Origin of the sequence: Rhodanobacter aciditrophus, assembly GCF_042679525.1 — a bacterium.
In the GTDB taxonomy this organism is placed as follows: domain Bacteria; phylum Pseudomonadota; class Gammaproteobacteria; order Pseudomonadales; family Marinomonadaceae; genus Marinomonas; species Marinomonas aciditrophus.
In genome coordinates, this window is sequence record NZ_JBHTMN010000014.1 from 122084 (window position 1) to 140976 (window position 18893).

Genomic DNA, 18893 nt, shown 5'->3' on the forward strand with positions numbered 1-18893 from the left:
CATAGCCTTTAATCTTGCCAATCACTCAGCCTAGCTCGCAGCCGCATAGCAGCTTGACTGTGAATCTGACTGACTCGTGATTCGCTGACACCAAGAACGGCACCAATTTCTTTTAAATTAAGCTCATCATTGTAGTAGAGCGATAACACTAGTTTTTCACGCTCTGGCAAACGATCAATCTCTTGTGCCAAATGACTCTGGAAGCCACTCTCTTCTACTAGATGATGAGGCTGGCCGGCATCACTATCAGACTCAATGTCTAATTCATGACCGCCATTTTCACTGTCTAACATTTCTTCGTAACTGAACAACTGGGTCGACATCGAGGAATGCACAATATCATGGTATTCGTCGATGCTTATTCCCATATGAGCAGCCACTTCTAAATCTGTTGCTTCGCGACCTGTCGCCGCTTCGATTTCGCGAATCGCGGTCGTGACAGCTCGACCATTTCGTCTTACTGAACGAGGCGCCCAATCGCTTTTACGCACCTCATCCATAATCGAACCACGAATCCTGATCCCAGCATAGGTTTCAAAGGATGCGCCTTTAGTCGATTCAAAACGTTTGTAGGCTTCAATCAACCCCATCATGCCCGCTTGCAGTAAATCGTCCACGTCTACATTGCTAGGTAAACGCGCTAACAAGTGGTAGGCAATTTTCTTTACCAAGTAGTCATACTGCTGCACGATCGAATCAATCGACAACGTTGCTTTCTTTGAGTATGTGCTGTAACCATCTTTGCGTTGCATACGATGCGCTATAACCTTGTGTCTGCCGCCTGTGAAGGCATGATCAAATGTACTATATAGTTATACATCACGCTCTGACAAATAACATAATTTTACTAACTCCCATACTTTAGTGACCCATATAGCTGGCCAAACTGCTCGGCGGTATATACAGCTCTACTGATTAAGTTATGGGCCCGCGCAGGTTCGATGTCATCAGGGATTCGCTGACCATCGGCCACGTACATGACGGGTAGTCCTTCCTCGATCACCACACTTATGGCTTCACCAAGGGAGGCTGACTCGTCCAGTTTACTCAAGACACAGCCATCAAGCTGCACTTGGGAATACACATCTACGACGGTTTTTAGTACTTGTCTTTGACTAGTACAAGGTAACACTAGCAGCTTTTTCAGATGGCCGCGGGCGCGCTTCATCATAGCGAGTTGACGCTCTAGGTTACGGTCGCGGGGATTCATACCTGCCGTATCCACTAGTACAAGGGAGTAATCTGAGTATTTGTCGAGCACTTCATTAAGGTCTGAATATTCATTTACCACTTCAACAGGCACGCCCAAAATCCGACCAAAAGTACGAAGCTGCTCATGGGCTGCGATACGGTAAGTATCAGTAGTCACCAGCGCAACACTCCCTGGACCGTGCTTTAAAACATATTGTGCGGCGATTTTACCAATGGAAGTGGTCTTGCCGACCCCTGTAGGCCCCATGAAAGCAATGCAGCCTCTAAAGGCATCACCGGAGTTTCTAACTGGGATGCAATCCGCAAGATACGATAAGGCTTTTTTCCAATCTTCCTCACGTCCGGTTAGCTGAAGATCAGAAGCAATTTTATCAATCACTCGTTCAGAGAGACCCAAGGTCACAAGTTGTTCTTGAAGCTTATTTCGCGGTGTCTTCGAGGTGCTTGGTCGAGGTGCAGCTTCTGTTGCCGTTTGGCTGCGCTCTAATAACTCACGTACTTGATGCAGCTCTTCTTCCATAGCACGAAGCTTTTCTTCGTCAGCCGTAGGCCGAGCATGGGTATGAGGCTTGACCGAAAGCGCTTCGTCGATAACAGGCTCTGGGTCATAAGGTGGCTGGTATGTGGGTTGACTAGGCGCCGGCGCTTCTTCAAAGACCTCGTAAGCATCACCTGAACGTTTGCGCCCAGCAGGCTCATTTGCCCCCTGAACATCCATATTGCGGGCCTGCTCAATACGCTCTTTGTAGGACTGGCTTGGTTGCGCTGATGCAGGCGGCTTTTCAGGTGCTCTATTACTTGAAGAAGGAGAAAAACTTGGCGGCACAGAACCATCATAATCAATGACAGTAACAATCTCGACTTCCCCTGATGGAAGCTTTTTATTGGACAAAATGACAGCGTCAGGCCCTACGGCGTCACGGATTTTCCGTATTGCCTTGTGCATATCAGGAGCTCGAAACCGCCTATACTGCATTTATATACCAGTCCTTTCAGTTTATTTTTGCATACAAATCCATAGCTTACCGGAAAGATTTTCATAAATATAGCGTGAAAATCAATGGTTTTCCTTGATTCATTGACCAATTACAGCGACAACCGTGACGCGCTTATGATCTGGCACTTCTTGATAGGAGAGAACTGACATATTCACTCCCCCGTAACGCATAAAACGGGCCAACATTGGACGAATAGGAGCAGACACAATCAAAATTGGTGCGTTACCCATAGCCTCTTGTTGTTCAGCATGCTCTTTAAAGGATTTTTGCAATTGCTCGGCCATTTGAGGCTCAAGAATAAGCGCCTCTTCATTCTTAACCCCAGACTGCTGGCTCTGCTGAACGGTTTGCATGAGCATTTTTTCCAGCTGCGGATCCAATGTCATAACAGGGACTTCTTCCACCCCTTCAGCTAAGGCCTGCATAATCATACGAGATAATGAGGTGCGCACCGCCGCCGTCAGTATCATCGGATCTTGAGTTTTGGGTTGAACCCCCATAATCGCCTCAGCAATCGTACGCATATCTCGCAGAGGAACATTTTCCTGTAGCAGGTTCTGCAGCACTTTAAGCAACACACTCAAAGGCACAGTGTTGGGCACCAACTCCTCCGCCAACTTAGGGTTATGCTGTTTAAGCAAACCAAGTAATTGCTGCACCTCATCATGACCTATCAGCTCATAGGCATGTTTTTGCATAACTTGGTTGATATGAGTTGCTACCACTGTGCTGACGTCTACCACTGTGTAGCCAAACGTTTGGGCTTGATCTCGTTTCTTGGTATCAATCCAAATAGCGTCCAAGCCGAAAGACGGATCTTTACCCGGAATACCATCAATCTTGCCAAATACTTGCCCAGGATCAATCGCAAGTTCTTTATCGGGATGCACTTCCGCTTCAGCTAAACTAACCCCCATTAGAGTGATGCGATAGGCATTCGGCATCAAATCCAAGTTATCGCGAATGTGTACACTGGGCACTAGAAAGCCAAGCTCCTGAGAAAGCTTACGACGCACCCCCTTGATGCGAGAAAGCAACTCTCCCCCTTGGCTCTTATCCACTAGAGGAATTAAGCGATAGCCCACTTCTAACCCCAACATATCGACTGGCGCCACATCCTCCCAGCTCAAATCTTTTGTTTCAGCTGGAGGTTTGGCCTTACCATCATCTCCCGCTTTGACACCCTTAGAAGCGGTTTTAGATTGGGCCTGCACTTTTTTGCGTCGTTCTAAGTAATAAGCCAGTCCCGCTATCCCTGCCGCAAGAGATAAAAAGGAGAAATGAGGCATACCCGGAACAATCCCCATGACCGCCATGATAGAAGCCGCCACATAGAGAGCTTTTACCGAGCCGAACATCTGGCCGTAAACCTGCTGCCCCATATCACCAGACTCGTTCACACGGGTCACCATGATCGCGGCGGCGGTAGACAGCATAAGAGAAGGCAATTGAGCAACCAACCCATCACCAATGGTTAATAAGGAATAGACCTGAATCGCTTCAACAAAACCAAGATCATGCTGAGCCATACCGATAGACAAACCACCAATAATATTGATCCCGAGAATCAGAAGACCGGCAACAGCATCCCCTTTTACAAACTTGGACGCACCATCCATAGAGCCATAAAACTCAGCCTCGGCAGCAATTTCAGTCCGGCGTTGTTTGGCCTGATCCGCGTCAATCATGCCCGCGTTCAAGTCCGCATCAATGGCCATCTGTTTACCTGGCATCGCATCTAGGGTAAATCGAGCACTTACCTCGGAAATACGACCAGCACCTTTCGTGACCACCGCGAAGTTAATAATCATGAGAATGGCGAAAATTACAAAACCCACCACATAATTACCGCCTATTACCACTTCACCAAACGCTTGAATAACTTTACCCGCAGCATCTCCCCCTTCGTGACCATTGAGCAATACCACACGGGTCGAAGCCACATTCAATGCCAAGCGCATCAAGGTGGACACCAAAAGAACCGTAGGAAAGACAGCAAAATCCAAAGGTCTCATGGAGTAAACCGCCACGAGAAGCACCACAATTGCCAGAGCAATATTGAAGGTAAATAAGACATCCAATAGGAAGGCAGGCAGAGGCAGCACCATCATGGCCAGCAAAGCCAACAGCAAGAATGGCACACCTAAGTTACTACTCAGAATACCTCGCGCTTGACCTACAAAACGTCGGCGATCAAATTCCACTCAAACCTCGATACTGCAAATTAAATATTCCCATCCCACTGAAATTCCTCAGGAACATCCAAAAGGGGCATAGCTTCCGGCGGCTTCTCTCCATTTCGAGAGCGCCGTAGCTGAAACACATAAGCTAACAATTGAGCAATGACTTTAAACAGTCCTTCTGGGATCTCATCACCTATCTCTGTATGCCGATAAACAGCACGGGCTAACGCTGGCGATTGTATCACAGGGATATCATAGTGATTGCCCACCTCACGGATCTTGAACGCCATAAAATCAGATCCTTTCGCAAGCAAAATAGGGGCTCTAGCATTCTTTTGATCGTATTTTAAGGCCACCGAAAAGTGGGTCGGGTTAGTGATGATGACATCCGCTTCAGGGACATCCGCCATCATCCGACGCATAGCCGCCTGCCGCTGTAATTGACGAATACGACCTTTAACCTGAGGATCACCCTCCGCCTGCTTGTGCTCATCTTTTACTTCTTGCTTGGTCATCTTCAGCTTTTCTTTATGCTGCCAAGCCTGAAACGGCACATCAATGGCAGCAATTAAAACCAATGAACTCGCCACAAAGATAAACGCCCAAATTAATACTTCGATTGCATGCTCAAGGGCAGAACTGGTCGATTCAAAAGTTAAGCTTCTCAAAAACGGTAAGTAATACATCAATACCAAAGTGGCTACACCGCCCACCAAAGCGATTTTAAAAATCGATTTAATAAGCTCCACCAAGGACTGAACTGAGAACATCCGCTTAATTCCTTGTATGGGACTCAGTTTGCTTAACTTAGGCGCTAAAGGCTCCCAGGAAAAATTCATCCCTCCCAACATAATACTGCCCAAAATACCGGCAGCCGCCACTACCGCCATAAAGACCGTTAGGGAATCAACCGTTGCCATAATGGACACATACAAATGGTGCACCATTAGGGCCACATCAAAAATGTCTTCCCGAGCAATATCAAAATTAAAATGATATAGCCTTGTCAGATCCCTCACCATTAAAGCGCCAACACCATACAGGGATATCGCTGCAACAATTAATAATGCCGCACTACTCAAATCTCGCGACCGAGCAATATTACCCTTCTCCCTTGCTTGAGAGAGTTTCTTGGCACTGGCGTCTTCGGTTTTTTCAGTACCGTCTTCGTTCTCAGCCATCGACCCGCAATCCCCAAGTATCTTTCAACCACGTTATCATTTCTTGGAATAAAAGGCGGTAAATATCCAAGAAATCCCCCAACATGACCCAAAAGAAAAACAAAGAAAACATCATAATAATGGGAAAACCCAGAGCAAAGACGTTTAACTGAGCAGAGGCTTTCGCAACAACACCAAAAGAAATATTCATAATCAAAGTTGCCACCGCTAAAGGCAACACAATTAACAGCGCCTTTTCAAACATCCAGCCACCAAGGGTCACCACATCCCAGTATCGCTGACTATCAAAGCCACTACCAATAGGCCAGTACTCGAAACTCTGCACCAAGAATTCAATCATTACCAAATGCCCGCCAGTCCCTAAAAAAGCGAGCCCAGCCATAGTCATATAATACTGCCCCATAGTAGCGACAGTAATACCATTAGCAGGGTCATTGGACATAGCAAAACCCAAGCCAGCCTTCATCGCTGCCAACTGACCGGCTAAAGAAAATATTTGGAACAACACTGAGACAATAAAACCCAACACCCAACCAATAATAAGCTGTTCGGCAATCAATAAAATGAAGGCTGGGGAAATGGCATCGTAACTCGGTATTTGAATAACAGGGGTTACGATTATAGAAATAACGAAAGCAAACAGAATCCGAATACGGGAACTGACCAATTGGCTGCCAATTAAAGGCAAGGCCATCATAAAAGCGCCAATACGAAAAAAAGGCAGAAAAAAACTGATGGTCAGGGCAAGAAGTTGATCGGTATTTAATTCCAACATCAGCCGATCAGCATTGGAATATCAACAAAAAGCTGATTAAAGAAATCAACCAAGGTTGTGAGTAGCCAGGGGCCTAAATGCATAATTGCCAGTATCGTGACAATTAAACGAGGCAAGAATGATAAGGTTTGTTCGTTTATCTGAGTCGCCGCCTGAAACACACTGACAATTAAACCTACTATAAGACTAGGGGTCATCACAGCCGCCACCATAATAACGATCAGGTAAAAACCTTGTCCATATAAGTCCAGTACGACTTGCGGATCCATAGACTATATCCCAAAACTTGCAGCCAGAGTTCCCATAATCATAGACCAGCCATCCACCATAACGAACAACATAATCTTAAAGGGCAGCGATATGATAATAGGCGACAACATCATCATACCCATTGCCATCAAAACACTTGCCACCACCATATCAACGATGAGAAAAGGTATAAACAACATAAAACCGATTTGGAAGGCGGTTTTAAGCTCACTCGTAACAAAGGCAGGCATTAATATAGTAAAGGGCAGCTCATCTAACGAGTCAATTTGCCCCTCTTTACCAGCCAACTTCACATACAAAGCCACATCGTCTTCCCGTGTCTGAGCCAGCATAAACTCCCGCACAGGAACAGACGCCGCTTCCACGGCCTGCATAGAGGTTAGCTCGTCATTAAGATAGGGCTGCACTGCCACTTCATTCACCCGATCAAGGGTGGGGGTCATAATAAACAAGGTTAAAAACAGCGCCATCCCTAACATAATCTGGTTAGAGGGTGACTGCTGCAAACCGATAGCTTGCCTGAGAATCGCCAAAACAATAATGATTCGAGTGAACGCCGTCATCATGATCAACGCTGCAGGAAGCAGCGTCAGGGCCGTCATGATAAAGAGTATCTGCAAGGAAACCGTATACTCTTGGCTGCCATCAGGATTGGTGGTCACAGTGACCGCAGGCAATCCCGTTTCTGCATGCGACACCAATGGCAACAACATGGCCAAGGGCAATAACAACCTAATGACCCACAGAAGACTATTTTTCATCGGATAATTGCTCATCCATTAAGTCAGCAAAGTTTGCATCACTTCGTCCTAGCTCTTTTAAACAGGTAATTTGCTGGGAGGTCGCACCTAACAAAAGACGACGACCATCCACCTCAACAAGCAATAGACGCTCTTTAGCGGTAATGGGATGGGCCGCTATCACCTGAATCTCAGACTTTGACAATTTATACTGCAAGCCTTGTAGTTTTTTTAATCCCCAAATAACCAAGGGAATCAAAGCGAGCAAAATCCCTAATGCCAAAAAAAGGCGCCATATTGAAGAGGCGCCGGCCATTTGGGAGACCCCAGAAGTCTCCCCGTAGGATGCAAAAGAAATAAGAAAAAGACAGCCAACAGCTAATTGTTTGATCACAAACAGCCTACTTCAGTCGTTTGATGCGCTCGCTTGGGCTCACCACATCGGTTAAACGAATACCGTACTTATCGTTGACCACAACCACTTCCCCGTGGGCGATCAAAGTACCGTTAACTAAAACATCCAGCGGCTCACCAGCGAAACGATCCAGCTCTACCACAGACCCTTGGGTCAGCTGAAGTAGATTTCGAATGGCAATTTCAGTGTTACCCAATTCCATTGAAAGGGTCACAGGAATATCCATGATAAGGTCCATATCAGACCCAACACCGCCCGCTGACAGCGCCTTTCCAGCACCCAGTTCTTCTAACTGAACAGGTTTAACCTCTTGCTCTGACATGGCCGCAGCCCATTCATCATCAATGTCTTCGCCTCCGGCTTCCGCATCGCCAGACTCCGACATAGCGGCCGCCCATTCATCGGCTAGCTCGCTGTCCATTCCTTCTGCATCAGGATTCGTTTCTTCTGCCATGGTACTACCTAGTTATTCTTACCGTTTTTATAGCTTTCCATCATTTCAACGGCATATCGGCCATTGCTGACACCCAATTTTCCTTTAAAGGACGGTACATTATTGGCCCGGACTGTTACAAACTCGGGCATTTCAAGAGGTATCACATCCCCCTCTTTGAATTTCAATACGTCCCCAAGACGAATTTTTTTGTTGGCAACGTTGACCTGCAAATTCACATCGAGCTCTTTCACATCCTGTTGTAAGGATTTGCCCCAACGATCATCTTTCTCGTCCACGTCACTCTGTACACCCGCATCCAATAATTCCCGCACAGGCTCTATCATTGAATAGGGTAAGGTAATGTGAAGCTCACCACCACCGCCATCTAATTCAATGTGAAAAGTGGATACCACTACCACTTCACTAGGGCTCACTATGTTAGCCATGGCTGGGTTCACTTCAGAACTGATGTATTCAAGCTCAAGCTTGAGCACAGGCGCCCAAGCCTCAGTCAAATCTACGAATACCTGTTCCAACATTAACTGAACAATTCGAATTTCTGTGGGCGTGAATTCACGGCCCTCAATTTTTGCGTGACGCCCGTCTCCCCCAAAAAAGTTATCCACCAGCTTAAAGACTAACTTAGCGTCCAAGATAAACAAGGCGGTACTACGAAGGGGACGAAACTTAACCAAATTCAAACTGGTCGGGACGTACAGGGTATGCACGTACTCCCCGAACTTCATAATTTGAAGACCACCGGAGGACACATCGGCGGTGCGGCGCAATAGATTAAATAAACTGATTCGAGTATAGCGAGCAAAACGCTCGTTAATCATCTCCAAGGTAGGCATGCGCCCACGAACGATCCTCTCCTGACTCGTTATGTCATAGGAGGAAATACCATTGGGATCGGCGTTATCGTCCGCATCTGGCTTATCGTCTGCACCATGTAAGAGAGCATCGATTTCGTCTTGAGAGAGTAAGTCTTGCGCAGCCATCTTAGGTGCCTATCTATTGCATCACAAAGTTAGTAAACAGCACATCTTCGATCCCACCTAAACCTGTTTCTTGCACTAGGATATTATTAATGGTTTCAACCGATGCGGCTTTAAGAGCCATTTTACCGTCTATGGATTGAAGCTCGTCAAATGACTGACTGGAGAAAAGCAGCACTAAACTGTTGCGAATAAGTGGCATGTGAATTTTCACTGCATCGATCTGAGCTTGATCACGGGATTTGAGAGTCATATTAAGTTGCAAATAACGCTGACGCCCAGACACCATAAAATCCACAACAAATGGTTGATCAAATTCTAAATAAATGGCAGGACCTGACGTCTGAACCATTTCTTCCGGAGCAGCTTCGCCCTCAGCCACCTCTTCAGAATCATCACCACTGAATAAAAAGAAGTATGCCGCGGCACCACCACCGCCAAGCACTAACAGCGCCGCCAGGATGATGATTATTAGCTTTTTCTTACCGCCTTTTTTACCACCTTCTTCGGCGCCTACATCTAGTCCGTCTTCCGCAGCCATATACAACCCTTGTTCTATGCAAGTAAACACAACGCTAAAAACTAGCGTCTAATCTCTCTATTCTACAAAGATTATGGCGAATCACCATGGTTTTCTATGCGTAAAAATCAATACCCTTGGTTGCTGGTGTCACAAAACCAACATTTTCTAGGTCTTCTTCATCATCCAGCCCCTCTGAGCCAGTCACACCTGAGCCTTGTCCACCAGGAGATTGCTCTCCCGAGGCTTCTGATTGCCCCGATTGACCATTACCTTGCGACACTTCCACGTCCACGCCATCAAGGTCGATACCCTGCTGTTGCAGCATCTCTCTTAACCTTTGCATCTGTCCTTCAAGGGCATCTTTTGCCGCTACAGAACTGGCAACGAAGCTCACATGGGTATTGGAGTCCTGATCCATGGTCACCTTCACCGTTAAACTGCCTAGCTCAGGTGGATCCAGTTGAATATGTGCTGTTTTTATACCTTCATTTGCAACCCATGATACCTTTTGCGACATCTCTGCTGCCCAACTAGCAGAAGCAGGCAGGGACTGCATGGTCAATTGAGCGGGTGTGTCTCCCCGCATTGCTACGCCCGCGGAAAGGGAGGTGTTGGACGCCACTGACTGCCAGGTTTGAGTCTGCCCCGTTAAACCAGCAAGCACTTGATCGAAAGATTTCCGCGAAGAGGGTTGGGTTTCAAGGTCGTCGGCCAGCGCTACATCGAGATCCAAGTCGCTGGCATCCAACACATCAGAGAGCTCTATCCCCTCCTCAAACTCTCCTGCGTTGAGATCTGGATCAACAGTTAGCACATTGGAATTTGTTGTCTGGGTAGTTTTTTCAAACTTTGATGACAGCTGCTCCATCACCCATTTTAAGTTGGTGGATTCCGCTTTGTCTGTATTTTCATTGGCAGATTGCAAGGCCACGCCAGCGGCCTCAGCCACCTTTGTTTCTGGCAGCTTGGTTGTAGAAGTCGAAGCCATTTGACCAGTCAGACCAACCTCTGGTGTTTTTACTAGGTGTTCATTGGTCTTTTTGTCTGTGCTAGGAAGCACTCCATCTGTATTTGCTTGGGGCTTAACCAGCTCTTCAATTGCGTCATCAGCTGACTGACTAATAGGTTGCGCCAATAAGGCTTCTTGATCTTTCTCTAGTACTGCCTCTGGAGCCTTATCATCATCTGAAGTCACATCACCATCTGAAGCCACATCACCATCTATCGCTTTATCCAGCAATATGCTGCCATCATTGAGTTGTGTGTCTTCCGCTTCTAACGACTCAGTATCCTCGGACACCTCAGGATGTATTTCCCCCTCAGCAGGGAGAGCAGGAGGCACGTTTGACTCTCCCTGAGGAGGCAAGACTGCAACATTTTGCCCATCCTCTTGCAGGGCTTTGCCATCTTTATCCTGTTCAATATCAGACTGAGGCTTAACATCCGTGTCAGCCATAACGTCTTCACTCACGCCTACCTCTTCTGTTTCACTTTTAACATCAGAGTTAGCCGCGTCCTTCTCTAGGGAAGATTCAATCTCAGAGGTAAGCTGTTCAGGTTTCGAGTCAACACGCTCAATATCTTGATCTGCTTTAGGTTTATCATTGTTTTCAACGGTTGCAGGGGCACTACTGTGACGCTCTTCCGTTGTATTAGAAGCCTTACTAAACACATCACCAAACTGGCTTTCACTCTTTGCGGGCGAAGCAAAGCGCGACTCAGAAGACGATTTTTGAGTAGTGAGTGTTAAGGATAAAGATGGGCTGTTAATCATAGCGACCTCCACAAGATATTATGGAGTTTGCAAATACGAGGCCAGTTTTACCAAGTATAAGTTGCGGTCAATTGTGCCCCAGATTCGGCAAAAGCGATCTCGTCACACAGTTCGTTTACTAATGAAAGTCCCCGACTAAAAGCTTTCTCATGATCCAGTGAATTCAGATTGACTGCTGACACATCAAAACCATTGCCGCTATCAGAGACTGTTACGGTCAAAGACCCTTGTGCTTCCCCTGATATGACTCTCGCCGCAATGCGAACGTATCCAGAGCTTAGAGCATTAAGTTTCTGTTCCCGTTGGGCATAATACTCAGAAAATCCCTCAACCGTTTTCTTCAGGTTTGAATCTAGCTGCAACACACCATGCTCAAGAGCATTAGAGTACATCTCAGATAGAATCATAAACACTTCACTCGAATGCTTATTAAGGCCAGGCACAGTTGTCAGAATTTGCAGCAGATAAGGCAGTGGATCTGTGTTTTTAAGGGAGTCGGCATTCAGCTCATACACAAAAGAAAAGTCAGACGGCGAACTGGTGTCCATGACAGCACCAGACTGGTCCATATGGTGGTCCACCATTTCCGACGACAAATCAATACACAAGACCGAAATATCATCATGGGGATCTTCCAAAATCCCTTCTTCTTCTAGCATTCGCTCAAGCCAAGTGAAGGGCGGATCCTTTACCTCCCCCTCGTAAAGGGGATCCAAAGCATGGTTGTATCGAATTTTATTATCTGAGGTGCGAGCCTCGTAAACACCATCTGTGAAAGCAACAAAATAGTCACCAGGCTCATAGGATAGGAGCTCTACGTTTGTCTCGAATTCACGCTCCTCTAGAATCCCTAATGGCAAGGACTCAGATTTAATCAGTTTTGGACGATCACAATCTCGACCAAAATATAGCAAGTCAGGCAAACCGCCATTCCAAACCTCAATGGTTCGGTTATTAATGTTGATATCAATAAATGCCGCCGCACAAAACATATTTGGCGGCAATATTGCCTGCAAACGCTTATTAATTTCCGGCAAGATTTGCCGCATAACGAACCCTTTCTCCGTCCACTCGAAGAAGATATCCGCAAGGGGTAAAGCCCCGATGGCTGCCGACAAACCATGGCCCGTAAAATCCCCCAGGAGCAAATGCATACCGCCATTGGGTTTATAGGCCGCGAGAATCACATCACCATTGAAGGTATGGCTGCCTTGATGAAGGGTTTTTAAAGCAGGGTCACTCAAACAATTAGAGTGAGTGATGCGCTCATAGACAATTTTTGCCACTTCTTGATCGTGAACCATCTGCTGATTCAGAGAAGACAACTCGTCCCGCTGCTCTGACAAGGTATTTTGCAACACCAGCAATCGAGCAATCGCGTTTAATTTTGCCGAAACAAGGGTTGGATTATAGGGTTTTGAAATAAAGTCAGTGGCCCCCACCTCTAGGCACTTCTGCAACGCTATGGGATCTGAGACACCTGAAAGAAACACAATTGGGACAAGGCGATGCTGGGCTTTGGCTTGTATTTCTAATGCGGCTTCCCAACCATCTTTACGTGGCATTTTTATGTCAAGACACACCAACTGAACCGTCTCAGGATCAAAGCGCTCAACCGCATCTTGGCCATCAACCGCAGTCTCAACAACATGACCAAACTGGCTTAACATGGTCTCTAACAACAATCGATCCGATGGATTATCGTCCGCCACCAAAATTTTAAGCCGTTGTTCTTTCATAGCATCCTAACCTAAGGTAAACAGGCGCTCAAAACGAGCCATACGCAACGCGTTCTCAACAAAATCACGGGCACCAGTTAACACCACTTCCCCTTTATTGCCCCCCGCATGATCACGAAGCAGCAAAAGCATACCCAACGCAGAGCTATCAATATAGTTCACTTGAGATAAGTCTACGACGAATCGACACTGCTTTGAGCGCTTTAAAAAGCTTTCACGAAAGGCTTGCTGACAGGAATAATCAAAACGCCCCTTCACCACCAGTACCAAGGTATTGGTTTTGTCATCAAACTGCTCAACAATCATTTTATCGCCTCACAACATTAAACATAGACCTTTGGTCTACTTGTCATTCTCTATGCTGTGGTGAGTTAATTGAGCGATCCTTTCAAACTGTTCTTGCACCAAATTAAGGTGTGCCATGAGCTCAGATTCCGACCCTTTGATCTGCTCTAAACGGATACCTTGAGCCGCTGGTCGCGACTCTACAATATCCGCTAAAACCGTATCAATATCATGAGCTAAATCCACAATACCATGCTCTAGTGCACTGACCGTTTGATGATCATCAGCCATAGTTAAAAGCCCCAGCACAGCTTGTTTTGTATTCGCTAAACCATCATGAACAGAGTTGACCCAAGCACCTTGAGCCAACTGCAACTCTGTCAGCTGCTGAAAATAGGTTTCATACAATTCAAACCGTTGCTCGATTTGCTCTCTCACCTGCAAAAAGTTTTGTTTACTACCCTTCACCTCAAGCTGAACTTGGGACTCAAAAAGCTCCTGATCGGCTTGATCTGATTGGTTGCTTTGAAGTGTAGCAATGAGCTCACCTGACAACTGTTGCAGTTTGGTAATCTTATGATGTCCTTTTCCACATTGGTGCAAAAATGTGTTCATTCCTTCAAGGAAACCCGCAACATGGCTACGCACAGCTTCGAGCTTTTGAGAAAAACTGAGATAAGAGGAATTTTCATTCAAAATACGAATGGGGGCATTCCACACATCGTTTGACATGAGACTTAACGAGGCCTCTAACACCTTCAACTCATTTGTCGCCACTTGAGGAACAAATTCCACAAGGTAACCATATGGCTCACTAGAACCAATACGCTGAGAGTGCACAACAAAAGTTTGTCCGCCAATCAAGACAGGAGACAAGGACGAAGCAGACAGTAACGCTTCTGAAACCACCTCCCCTTCTAAGCGATCCAAATGGGCATCCACTTCAAGCACCTCGGCCAATGCAGAGGACTCTAACACCCAAAGCTCTGAAGCGCCCTCACTCATCACTGCGATCTCACGGTACTGATTCAACAGGAATTTAATGGAAACCGATGCAGACAAGGCAGACTGGCGTAACTCAATATCATGCTTAATGGCTTTGTTGTCATGCACTATTGAAGATAAGACACTGTCTAAATAACGGGAGAAATCACCATATTCGTCGTTTCGCGCACCATGAATCGCCGACAAAGGTTGATCTGAAAGCCGACGATCGAGCTGATAGTGGAAGAAACGTAGAGCCGATTTTCGGTCTTTTAGTACCCGACTCCAGCCCCATACCAAATACAAGAATAACGCCAACCAGCCGATACTCAGCAATGGAAACAAACTGTTTTGAAAAACGGTAAACCGCTCCAATTCCGAACGAATAGAACTAAGAAGTTGAGAGATTTGACCTAAACGACTGATGGCAAGCTGCTTATGCTCATCTGGGTTGTAGGTGGATGCATTCGGCACATCTGGCACTGACGCATCATGTTGCAACAAACCTTGTACACCTGCTTTTAACGCCCTCTCAGCTTCCAGCAGATCTGTCACTAAGTAGGTACCCTCTTGGGCAACCAATTCCCAACGGTAAGACAGTTCCATGGTTGTGGTCGTTAAGGTATGAGTTTGCTGTAAGCGCTCCATCTGAGATGCATATTGCTGGCTAACGGAGTAATACATCACTGACAACAAGCCAATTAAGGCCACGGTAAACACTAATGCATACTGTACAATCCAGTCAGAAAATCGATTACGAGATTGATTAAACTCATCATAAGCAGACTTTTGCGTATCTAGCATTTAACTGGCCTCTAACAACATACGATGCAAAGCAAAAACCTCTGCTTCACTGACAATCTGTAAATCTTGAATAATACCTGATACCCATTGCGGATAAAGCTCACTTACAGACGCCAATTGAACCTCTTCACGAGGCTCAACATGAACTCCTTCAATGGTTTGACATCCCACAGCAATCTCCATTCCTCCCGCTCGTAACACTAAAAACACACCCGTTTTATTCATCACTACCCAAGGGTTCAATATGGGAATAAGAGAATCCTCAAGCAACAACATAGACTCACCAAAACGCACACAAGCAACGCTTGGCAATACTGCACTGATTAGCATTGAGGCGACTCGGATACGGCAATTTTTACACACTAAACACTCAGTTATCTTAACCTGATCACTCAAAGTCGAAATGGGGGTTTGGCAAATACCGTTGGGAGACTGAGTAGCCCCTTGAGCAAGTATCCTGACATCTAATTCATCGGGTAGGTGATACTCTTCCATAAGCTCACCACGCACACTCCAAACATTAATCACCTTATCGGGTAACCACTTGGTGCGAACCGGCGTCCCATAGGCTCTCTCAATACCATCCCCCATTAACAGGTAACCTCTCTGATCACGCCAAACTCTGAGCACAGGCTTTTCTTCAGCGCTCTCAGATTGCCCCCACCCCGCTTCCGTTAATGAAAGCCTTGTCCCTTTCATAACGTCTAGTTCGTGAGTATCGGCAAAATACGCAGGGATGATAACGGTTCGACCATTAGTCGATACCTTATAAACAGGCAAAATGACCGACGCCAACTCATAGGGTAAGATGTCCCCACCGGTTACGACAAACACACCGCCGTATGCCATCAAGGCCACCGCCGCTCTCGCTTCCGCTATAGGAGGTCTATCTTTAGCAACCACATGAAACCCCGTTGCCCCATGCAAATCATATAGCGTATCTAGGGCCAAAGTTTGAGAGCAAACCCTGGTTTCCATATCTGCAAATAATCGCCCTAACGATGCATTATGGCGCCAGGTTTCCCGCTCAATGGCAAAGCGCTTTAAATATGAAAGCGTTTCCCTCGTCGTATTTTGGTCCAGTCGGCTGACAACATCCCTCTCAAGCTTGCTGGAGCTCTCTGCTTCAGACCAGTGCCAGCCAGTATCACATCGCTGCTGTAGGTCCATTTTGCTTAATGTGGTTGAAAGAGTAAGATCACAAGATACGATCCCCCCTTCAGACACTCCTAAGGAGGGCAGCTGATTAGCACAGTGATCAATTGACCAAAGGCCAATCTCTGACAAAAGATTTAAACCTGTTTCAAGCTCCCCAAGTTGCCCTTCAAAAGCACCCGTTAAAGTATTCGACTCTTTACCATCGTAGGGTGCAAAGGCATCGAAAATCCTCTGCTTAAGCTGTAACAATTCACCTAAATCCTCAGGCAAGTAAAATGACTCAGTCAATAAGTACTGTGAGCGCGCCTCCGTTACCCATGCCATAAGCAAAGATTCCTGAGCACTTGGCCAACCGCCTTGGGTTGCTAATGCTTGATCGAGTCGGTCATGAAGGCTGCCACAGGCACTGCATATACCTTCATGCTTACTCTCTAGAGACAACTCTGCCACCAGTTCTGACAACAGGAGCAGGGTTCGGGAAGCCCCATATAAGGGTTTTTCTGGCAGAGAAAGTATCGCCTCTTCCAATTGGAAGAATAGCTTAGGAGTTTGATTCGTCAGGACATCTAGGCCATCGGACATCAAGAGTTCATCCGATCAAAAAACAATCGACTGGCAAATTCATCAATCTGCTTCTGCTCTTGCTTGTTTTCTATAGCCACTTCTTCCGTGACACTTTTATCTTTTAACCAATCCATTCCCTTGGTCTTCGCGCGGGCGTTTTGCCAGCGTTTCATGGTCATATCTAGCTGTTGCTGAGAGCGTTTTACCTGAAGAATCTGCTGCTGAATCGCCTGTTGCACACGATCCACAAAGTGTTGGTAATTCGTTGTGAGGTAAGGGGATAAACCGAGCAAATTGCGTTCTTGATCATATTGGCTAGCATAATCGCGAAGATCATCCAGCTTGCGCTGATCCTCTAACAGACGTGCACGGTCACGAGCCAGAAGCTTTACAACTTCGTCTTCTTTACGTTTAGCAACGTCTACCAATATTTGCATGCGCTGAGATTTTTTCATGCTACTCCCTCGGAACCTCTAGATAGTAGCGATTACTTACTCTAGCGTCTAGTTTGTGGCTGGCACCGAAGTCATCGCTGCTACTAGAGCCTCCAAACTACTATCAATAGAGAAGCTTTCGCTTAATGACTGACGCAAGAAGTCATTGATGGCAGGCATTAACTGGATGGCTTGATCTAATTCTGGATCACTGCCTTTTGTATAGGCCCCAACAGCGATTAGGTCTCGGTTTTGCTGATAGCGAGAATACAGCTGCTTCACTCGCATGGCCCCTTGCATATGGGCTTCGGAGACAATATGGGGCATGGCACGGGAAATGGACGCTTCAATATCAATGGCAGGATAATGACCTTCTTCCGCCAAACGACGAGACAATACAATATGCCCATCCAGAATGGCTCGAGAAGCATCAGCAATAGGGTCTTGCTGGTCATCTCCTTCCGTCAAGACCGTATAAAAGGCCGTTACTGAGCCCCCCCCTTCTTTACCGTTACCGGCTCGTTCTACTAACCACGGTAGTTTTGAAAACACAGAAGGCGGATAGCCCTTGGTGGCAGGCGGTTCACCTACAGATAGGGCTATTTCTCGCTGCGCTTGGGCATAACGGGTCAAAGAGTCCATCAGCAAGAGAACATTTTTGCCTTGATCTCGGTAATACTCGGCAATCCGTGAGGTCAGTACCGCTGCCCTGAGACGCATTAACGCGGAATCATCCGCTGGCGATGCCACCACCACAGATCGAGCCAAGCCTTCTGGGCCAAGTATCTGCTCAATAAACTCTTTCACCTCACGGCCACGCTCACCAATCAGCCCCACCACAGTAATGTCAGCTTCGGTAAAACGCGTCATCATCCCCAGCAACATACTCTTACCGACACCACTGCCAGCAAACAACCCTAACCGTTGACCCTTGCCTACGGTCAACAAGGAATTAATGGCTTTGATGCCCACATCAAGAGAATCGCTGATCGGTTTACGTTCGAGGGGGTTGATAATGTCGCTTTGTAGAGAAATGCTTTCTTCCGCTTGTATCGGCCCTTTTCCATCAAGAGGACGACCTAAGCCATTTACCACTCGACCAAGAAGCCCCGGACCGACCGGCATTAAACTCTCTGCTTTTAGAGGTTTTACCCTTGCGCCAGGGGAAATGCCATCGATGGCTTCCGTAGGCATTAAATAAGTCAAATCGCCAGTAAAACCGACTACTTCGGATTCTACCCAGCGGTTACGCCCCACTTGCACCAAGCAGCGGTCCCCCAAAGCAGCGACACAACCAATCGCCTCCATGGTCAGTCCCACCATGCGCGTCACTTTGCCTTCGATATCAACAGCGATATCAGGCAGAGGCTGTTGCTGCAGGTGAAAAAAACGATCAATCAGATTGGTCATAAATGGCGCC

At 46.7% G+C, this 18893-nt stretch carries 17 protein-coding genes and 1 pseudogene; all 18 read right to left on the reverse strand.

Features of this window, described 5'->3' with window-relative positions; all coding sequences use genetic code 11:
• Nucleotides 1–8 precede the first annotated feature (8 nt).
• The 18 genes and pseudogenes from ACFQ45_RS12750 to fliI all read right to left on the reverse strand — a co-directional run bounded on the left by ACFQ45_RS12750 (nt 9) and on the right by fliI (nt 18883).
• On the reverse strand, nt 9–752 hold the full coding sequence (locus tag ACFQ45_RS12750; protein WP_377368275.1) for an RNA polymerase sigma factor FliA: 744 nt from the start codon (nt 750–752) through the stop codon (nt 9–11).
• 95 nt (nt 753–847) lie between these two features.
• Complete coding sequence (gene flhF / locus ACFQ45_RS12755) at nt 848–2188, reverse strand: flagellar biosynthesis protein FlhF (protein WP_377368277.1); 1341 nt, start codon at nt 2186–2188, stop codon at nt 848–850.
• A 99-nt stretch (nt 2189–2287) separates the two neighbouring features.
• Complete coding sequence (flhA, locus tag ACFQ45_RS12760; RefSeq protein ID WP_377368279.1) at nt 2288–4414, reverse strand: flagellar biosynthesis protein FlhA; 2127 nt, start codon at nt 4412–4414, stop codon at nt 2288–2290.
• Nucleotides 4415–4434: 20 nt separating this feature from the next.
• Entirely contained in the window at nt 4435–5574 is a 1140-nt protein-coding gene (gene flhB, locus ACFQ45_RS12765; RefSeq protein WP_377368281.1) for a flagellar biosynthesis protein FlhB, read from the reverse strand.
• On the reverse strand, nt 5567–6349 hold the full coding sequence (fliR, locus tag ACFQ45_RS12770) for a flagellar biosynthetic protein FliR (protein WP_377368283.1): 783 nt from the start codon (nt 6347–6349) through the stop codon (nt 5567–5569). The genes flhB and fliR overlap by 8 nt, the downstream gene beginning before the upstream one ends.
• Nucleotides 6349–6618: a flagellar biosynthesis protein FliQ gene (gene fliQ / locus ACFQ45_RS12775; protein WP_377368285.1), complete on the reverse strand. Its 270-nt coding sequence runs from the start codon at nt 6616–6618 to the stop codon at nt 6349–6351. Before fliQ ends, fliR begins: the two co-directional genes overlap by 1 nt.
• 3 nt (nt 6619–6621) lie before the next feature.
• Nucleotides 6622–7380, reverse strand: a complete 759-nt coding sequence (fliP, locus tag ACFQ45_RS12780) for a flagellar type III secretion system pore protein FliP (RefSeq protein ID WP_377368287.1) — start codon at nt 7378–7380, stop codon at nt 6622–6624.
• Nucleotides 7370–7642: a flagellar biosynthetic protein FliO gene (gene fliO / locus ACFQ45_RS12785; protein WP_377368289.1), complete on the reverse strand. Its 273-nt coding sequence runs from the start codon at nt 7640–7642 to the stop codon at nt 7370–7372. Before fliO ends, fliP begins: the two co-directional genes overlap by 11 nt.
• 118 nt (nt 7643–7760) lie before the next feature.
• Nucleotides 7761–8009 (reverse strand): annotated as a pseudogene (gene fliN, locus ACFQ45_RS12790) (flagellar motor switch protein FliN); the annotation flags it as partial.
• A gap of 227 nt (nt 8010–8236) precedes the next feature.
• Nucleotides 8237–9211, reverse strand: coding sequence for a flagellar motor switch protein FliM (gene fliM, locus ACFQ45_RS12795; RefSeq protein ID WP_377368291.1), 975 nt, complete (start codon nt 9209–9211; stop codon nt 8237–8239).
• 13 nt (nt 9212–9224) lie between these two features.
• The gene (locus tag ACFQ45_RS12800) at nt 9225–9749 is read right to left on the reverse strand and encodes a flagellar basal body-associated FliL family protein (RefSeq protein WP_377368293.1); all 525 of its coding nucleotides are present in this window, start codon (nt 9747–9749) and stop codon (nt 9225–9227) included.
• Between the two features lie 94 nt (nt 9750–9843).
• On the reverse strand, nt 9844–11505 hold the full coding sequence (locus ACFQ45_RS12805; protein WP_377368295.1) for a flagellar hook-length control protein FliK: 1662 nt from the start codon (nt 11503–11505) through the stop codon (nt 9844–9846).
• Between the two features lie 47 nt (nt 11506–11552).
• Nucleotides 11553–13244 (reverse strand): SpoIIE family protein phosphatase, encoded by a 1692-nt coding sequence (locus ACFQ45_RS12810; RefSeq protein WP_377368297.1) that lies wholly within the window; start codon nt 13242–13244, stop codon nt 11553–11555.
• Nucleotides 13245–13250: 6 nt separating this feature from the next.
• Nucleotides 13251–13550, reverse strand: a complete 300-nt coding sequence (locus tag ACFQ45_RS12815; RefSeq protein ID WP_377368299.1) for an STAS domain-containing protein — start codon at nt 13548–13550, stop codon at nt 13251–13253.
• Nucleotides 13551–13586: 36 nt separating this feature from the next.
• A complete protein-coding gene (locus ACFQ45_RS12820; RefSeq protein ID WP_377368301.1) occupies nt 13587–15317 on the reverse strand; it encodes a hypothetical protein in 1731 nt (576 codons plus the stop codon).
• Complete coding sequence (locus tag ACFQ45_RS12825) at nt 15318–17057, reverse strand: hypothetical protein (RefSeq protein WP_377368303.1); 1740 nt, start codon at nt 17055–17057, stop codon at nt 15318–15320.
• Nucleotides 17057–17494: a flagellar export protein FliJ gene (gene fliJ / locus ACFQ45_RS12830; protein ID WP_377368305.1), complete on the reverse strand. Its 438-nt coding sequence runs from the start codon at nt 17492–17494 to the stop codon at nt 17057–17059. The genes ACFQ45_RS12825 and fliJ overlap by 1 nt, the downstream gene beginning before the upstream one ends.
• A gap of 48 nt (nt 17495–17542) precedes the next feature.
• Complete coding sequence (fliI, locus tag ACFQ45_RS12835) at nt 17543–18883, reverse strand: flagellar protein export ATPase FliI (RefSeq protein ID WP_377368307.1); 1341 nt, start codon at nt 18881–18883, stop codon at nt 17543–17545.
• Nucleotides 18884–18893 lie beyond the last annotated feature (10 nt).